The 5095-nt window shown below is 33.6% G+C and carries 5 protein-coding genes; all 5 read left to right on the top strand.

Translation table 11 applies throughout. From position 1 onward, the window contains the following. A partial coding sequence (locus VNJ50_RS09490) for an O-antigen ligase family protein (protein ID WP_325581257.1) occupies positions 1-1647 on the top strand: 1647 nt, incomplete at its 5' end. Between the two features lie 211 nt (positions 1648-1858). Beyond that, positions 1859-2518 carry a hypothetical protein gene (locus tag VNJ50_RS09485; protein WP_325581255.1) on the top strand — a complete coding sequence of 220 codons (660 nt, stop codon included), beginning with the start codon at positions 1859-1861 and terminating at the stop codon, positions 2516-2518. Positions 2519-2777: 259 nt separating this feature from the next. Continuing rightward, entirely contained in the window at positions 2778-3326 is a 549-nt protein-coding gene (locus VNJ50_RS09480) for a hypothetical protein (protein ID WP_325581253.1), read from the top strand. A 258-nt stretch (positions 3327-3584) separates the two neighbouring features. Further along, positions 3585-4373 carry a hypothetical protein gene (locus tag VNJ50_RS09475; RefSeq protein ID WP_325581251.1) on the top strand — a complete coding sequence of 263 codons (789 nt, stop codon included), beginning with the start codon at positions 3585-3587 and terminating at the stop codon, positions 4371-4373. A gap of 338 nt (positions 4374-4711) precedes the next feature. Next, positions 4712-5095 (top strand): hypothetical protein (locus tag VNJ50_RS09470; protein ID WP_325581249.1); only part of this gene is annotated, 384 nt, incomplete at its 3' end.

The raw sequence follows: 5095 nt of genomic DNA, 5'->3' as shown, positions 1-5095 counted from the left end.
AGGTTTACTACCGCACCGTTATTGTGGCTGCAAGGCGGGATATGCATCGGTATCATAGGATCTGTTTTATTGACAAAAGAGCGGATTCCGCTTCCTTCAAAGGGTTTTATATTCTTAATATCAATATGGACAATTTATCATATATGGCAAAACTGGGGAAATATCGAGAACAAAACAACAATTATTTCGCTTACGGTAGCTTTCTTTTTGTTCTATGCAATATGGATGCGGATAAAAGATAAACAAATAGTGTTTGCAGTTTTTGCATCAATAGGGTTAGCACTTTCCTTGTGGGGTTTAGGACAATTCACAAGACTATTACCATCCTATAACAGTTCATTCTCCATTACAGGACCATTTGATAACCCTGCCGGAATATCAGCATCATTGGTTATCTTATTACCATTTTCGTTGTATTGCTGTCGCTATTCAATAAAAAGCCGTCGCCTACTTTCCATTATTGCAGCTTTCCTTATCATATCCGTTATTATACTATCTAAGGCACGAACAGCAATTTTTGCAACCACTGTTATTCTTATTTTCTTTTTTATTCGTTTATTAAAAGAGCGAGATGTAAGATTCTCCTTTGCCCACTACTCAGCCATCTTCGTAGGATGCTTATTATTGCTTGTTGGATTATTCTTCTTGAAAAAAGATTCGGCAAATGGTAGATTGCTAATATGGGAATGTTCAACACAGCTGATATCACAAAAACCGATACTTGGATATGGAGGCAACGGATTCACGGCAAATTACATGAACGAACAAGCAGCATATTTTACAAGATATCCCGACAGCAAGTACGCAAATCTTGCCGATAATGTACGTGAGTCGTTCAATGAATTCTTGAAATGGGTGGTCAACTATGGCATAGTAGGGTTATCTCTGACACTGTTATTGATAAGTGTTCCTATATGGACTTCTCGAAAACAAAAAATGTCGGAGTTGTTTTTCATCCGGTTAAGCATACTATCAATTGGCATTTGTGCATTCTTTTCCTATCCTTTCAATTATCCGTTTATACAGTTGATGGCAGTTGCACTACTTGCATTTTTATTGGCAGAGAGAAAAAGCCAACAATCATCAATTGCTAATAATATATGGTTAAAAGGAACGCTATCACTATTTACGTTAGCATTGCTAACTGCAACCGCCTATCAAGCCCACCTTGAACGAGAGTGGCACATAATAGCCCATAAATCCTTAAGGGGCGAAACGCACCAAATGCTACCACAATACAAATCGCTTTACACCCACTTGCGTTACAACGATCTGTTCCTATACAATTATACAGCAGAGCTAAATGTAGCAGGATATCATGATGAGAGCATGAAGATAGCTACTGAATGCAATAAACTTTGGGCGGACTATGATCTGCAAATGCTAATGGCTGATAACTGCCTACAATTGCAGCAATACTGCGCAACAGAAAGTCATCTAAAAAAAGCAGCGGCAATGTGCCCGGTAAAATTTATGCCGTTATACCAGTTGACTGAACTTTATCAGGAAACTGGACGACAAAAAGAAGCACAGGAATTGGCACAAATAATATTGGACAAGGAGATAAAGATCGCCTCTCCAGTTATAAGCAGCATTAAAAATAAAATGGGAAAAGTATTGGATGACTCAAATATTACAATCGATTAATATAAAATAATTAAATAGTTATGAAACGAATAAACATATCCTCATGGCAAGACTGTTTTTGGAGTCCTCGGACACCAAAAGCTCTCTTGCCTACTTGAAGTGGGGCAGCATGATATATTTTCTATTTTGGCAAGCTGCCTGCCTTTAAATCAGTTTTTTTAATTTTAAATTAAGACATAACAGTAACTTCCAGTAAAACAAACCCAAAGACATGATAAAAACAAACTTAAATAAAACCGTACATTTCATAATTTATTTATTTATTTTATTTTCCATACAAAGTTGTATTTCAAAACAGGATGAATTAATAGAATATGTTAATGAAGACATCGTAGCAGAGTTCAATACAATATTCCAAAAATACGAATTAGAAAAAGTAAAAGATGATAATCTGTCAAACAATGAATATAGAGATTTAAAGCCAATAACGGATCTGAATCAATTGAAGAGTATTTTAAATATATTAAAACCAAATCGCTCGGAAAATAAGATCGCACATGATTATGATTTGAGTGGTTATAGTTCCTTCCCAAGATTAAAGTCAGGATCGAGTGAGGAAGGTGGAGGTTTTAATGTTATAGTTGTATCGCAGCAAGTTGATAATATATCCAGAGGCACTGTTCACATAGACAAAAGTATTCCTAATGTTGTAAATAGCTCCATAACAATGATTCCTCCTGTTGGATCTTTTATTGCCTATGAACATAAAAGCGGAGATGCCATCATTAATGCAAACAGGATTTCCTTTAGTGCCAACGGCGAAGCTATTGTGAAAATAATAATAAAAGACGTGGAAATATATCGATTCAATGCACGTATTATTGGATCATGTGACATGGCGGGGGGAAATGTTGTAATGGACTTGATTTGACAACGTTTTGAAAATAAATTAATAGCTAATAAATGAAGATTTTAATAAAAATTATTTCTGTATTTCTCATTTCATTGCTTATAGTTTCTTTATTTCATTCTTTTTCGACAATAGATGAAAATAAGATAGAAACTTGGTTTACCCCTGTGATATGGTTCTGGCTAGTTTATATTTTAATAAAGCTATTTATCAAATTTAATAAAAATAACTAAATACTTCAAATGTACAATAGCAATAAATATATAACTGGTATGAAAAAATGACTTTTAAAAAGTTTGCAGATGAATTAAGAGTTTATTTTTACGCCCATTTGTACCACAAAGTCCTGTTCCTATATAATTATGCCGCTGAGCTCAATGTAGATGGACATTATGTGGAAAGTCAGCAAATTGCTGTTGAATGTGATAATCTTTGGGCTGACTACGACCTGCAAATGTTGATGGCAGATAATTGCAGGCAATTACAGCAATACCGTGCAACAGAAAGTTATCTAAAAAAAGCAGCGGCAATGTGCCCTATAAAATTTATACCGCTATTCCAGTTGACTGAACTTTATCAGGAAACTGGACGTAAAGACGAAGCACATGTATTAGCTCATAAAATATTGAACAAAAAAGTGAAAATTCATTCTGCGCTCATAAGTAGCATTAAAAATAAAATGCGAAAACTATTGAATGAGACAGAAGGCTTAGATGATTCTCAACAAACAAACAAACAAATAAACTCACTTATGACACCAACCTCTTCTAACTCACGGTCCAATTGTCTTTTGGTCTTCAAGACTCAAAGAGCACTCGTGCCTACCTAACAATGGCTGTTGTTCTTATAATGGCAAACTGATTTCAGGATTTGGACATACACATAGCTTAAGTCCTAACCCCTCAACAGAAGGTGAATTTAATGATATGGCAACTAAAGCTTACTTTCCAAATCTTGAACACTTTATTTTCTATAATGGAGCTTTTTGGGCCTTTTAATATACCTTAATAGAAAACACTTGTAATAATTTACTGAGCTTTCGCAAGTAGTATAACTTGCGAAAGCTCAGTAATAAAATTCTATATAAATGAAACCAAATATTATTTTATTCATTGCATTAATATTCTCCACAAATGTCAGTATGTCTCAATCTGTAGACCATGAAGAAGGAGGACAATATCTAAAAACGGTTGAATATAATGTGATTATGTCAGGAGAGAAAAAAGAATTCGATTGGTATAATCTGAAGCATAAATCATTTATCGACCGACTATTTTTCGGCACTAAAAACTCTTTTGTTGAATTTATCTTCGAGGGATCGCCTGAAGGTAGTAATGAGGCTACAGCATTTCGTATCATCAAGAACCAGCAAGATGATTCCTACATAATAGAAATAACACGTTTTCGGAACGTTCATAAATTATATAATATACGGGATTTATTATTAGAAAAGACAACACCATTAAAGATTCCATATTGGATATCAGCAACATTCTCGTTTGAAATTAGAGATCGGATAGAAGAACACAACAAACAAATCGCAATCTTGAAAAACAGAGATGATTTATATGAACCTTATCGTCCTGAACCTAAAGAGTTCCAACTAAGCAAAGAGTTTGCTGAAAAAATGCATGGAAAAACTGCAACACTTATTGACAATTTTAAAGGAATAGGAATACCAGCGAATATTTTTGATGGAAACAATGTAACATTCCGTTGCATCTCAGAGGATGAATTATGGACTTTATCCATTCATTGCCCTCAAAGAAGAGCACTTCAATTATCTGAACTTTTCCAACAAATAATAGCGGATGGTTTCGATAATAAAATGGATGAATCCAAATACCTGAAACTACTTGATGAAATAGATTTATAAGTCTTTCAATAAATAAAGGCATTATAAAAACAAAAACTATCACCATGTTTAAAAATAGCATTAAAGATCAATGATTTATTAAATGAACTGAATAATTTTAAATATTAAACACCTAACTAAAGTGGATATGAAACTTACAACAACTCCTTCATGGCAGGATTACCTTTCGGATATTAAGACTCCAAGGGTGCTTCTGCCTATCTGAAGTATGACGGCATAAAAAAGGTTTCTGTTCTGGCAAGCCGTCTGCCACTCGATAGAATTAATTAGTTTATTGATTTGAGAATAGAAACATGGTGTAAAAATAAAACAGTTAGAATTTTAAAAAAATTGTTATTGTGAAACAGATAAAAAACATTACTTTTAGTTTAACAGTTATATTGGTAAGCATTATTACTTTTGGGATTATTACTCAAAGTTGTGAAATGGAAGATGATACATTGCATTCTGATGAAAAAATGGAATATTTGGACATAAACGTACATAATAACACCAAAGCATTTACTGAACAGGAACTCAAGATTATCACTGAAGCATTCATGCGAATTGATGAATACTTATTAAAAAAAGGTGATATTGCATTTATTTTCGACAATAAGAGAGATGTAGGGACAAGCTTAAATATTTCTGAAAATCTATTTGAGTATTTATTACTAGGAATACCTTCGGACAACTCAATTCGGGACACTCAAATTAGATTAAAAGCGGATGTAGAGACACAA

It is taken from the genome of Gelidibacter sp. (assembly GCF_035577925.1).
Lineage (GTDB): Bacteria > Bacteroidota > Bacteroidia > Flavobacteriales > Flavobacteriaceae > Gelidibacter.
This window is presented reverse-complemented; position numbering and strand designations above follow the sequence as displayed.

Coding starts and splice junctions, on each gene's coding strand:
- VNJ50_RS09485 (WP_325581255.1), top strand. CDS start 1,859: ATGATAAAAACAAACTTAAATAAAACCGTACATTTCATAATTTATTTA.
- VNJ50_RS09480 (WP_325581253.1), top strand. CDS start 2,778: ATGACTTTTAAAAAGTTTGCAGATGAATTAAGAGTTTATTTTTACGCC.
- VNJ50_RS09475 (WP_325581251.1), top strand. CDS start 3,585: ATGAAACCAAATATTATTTTATTCATTGCATTAATATTCTCCACAAAT.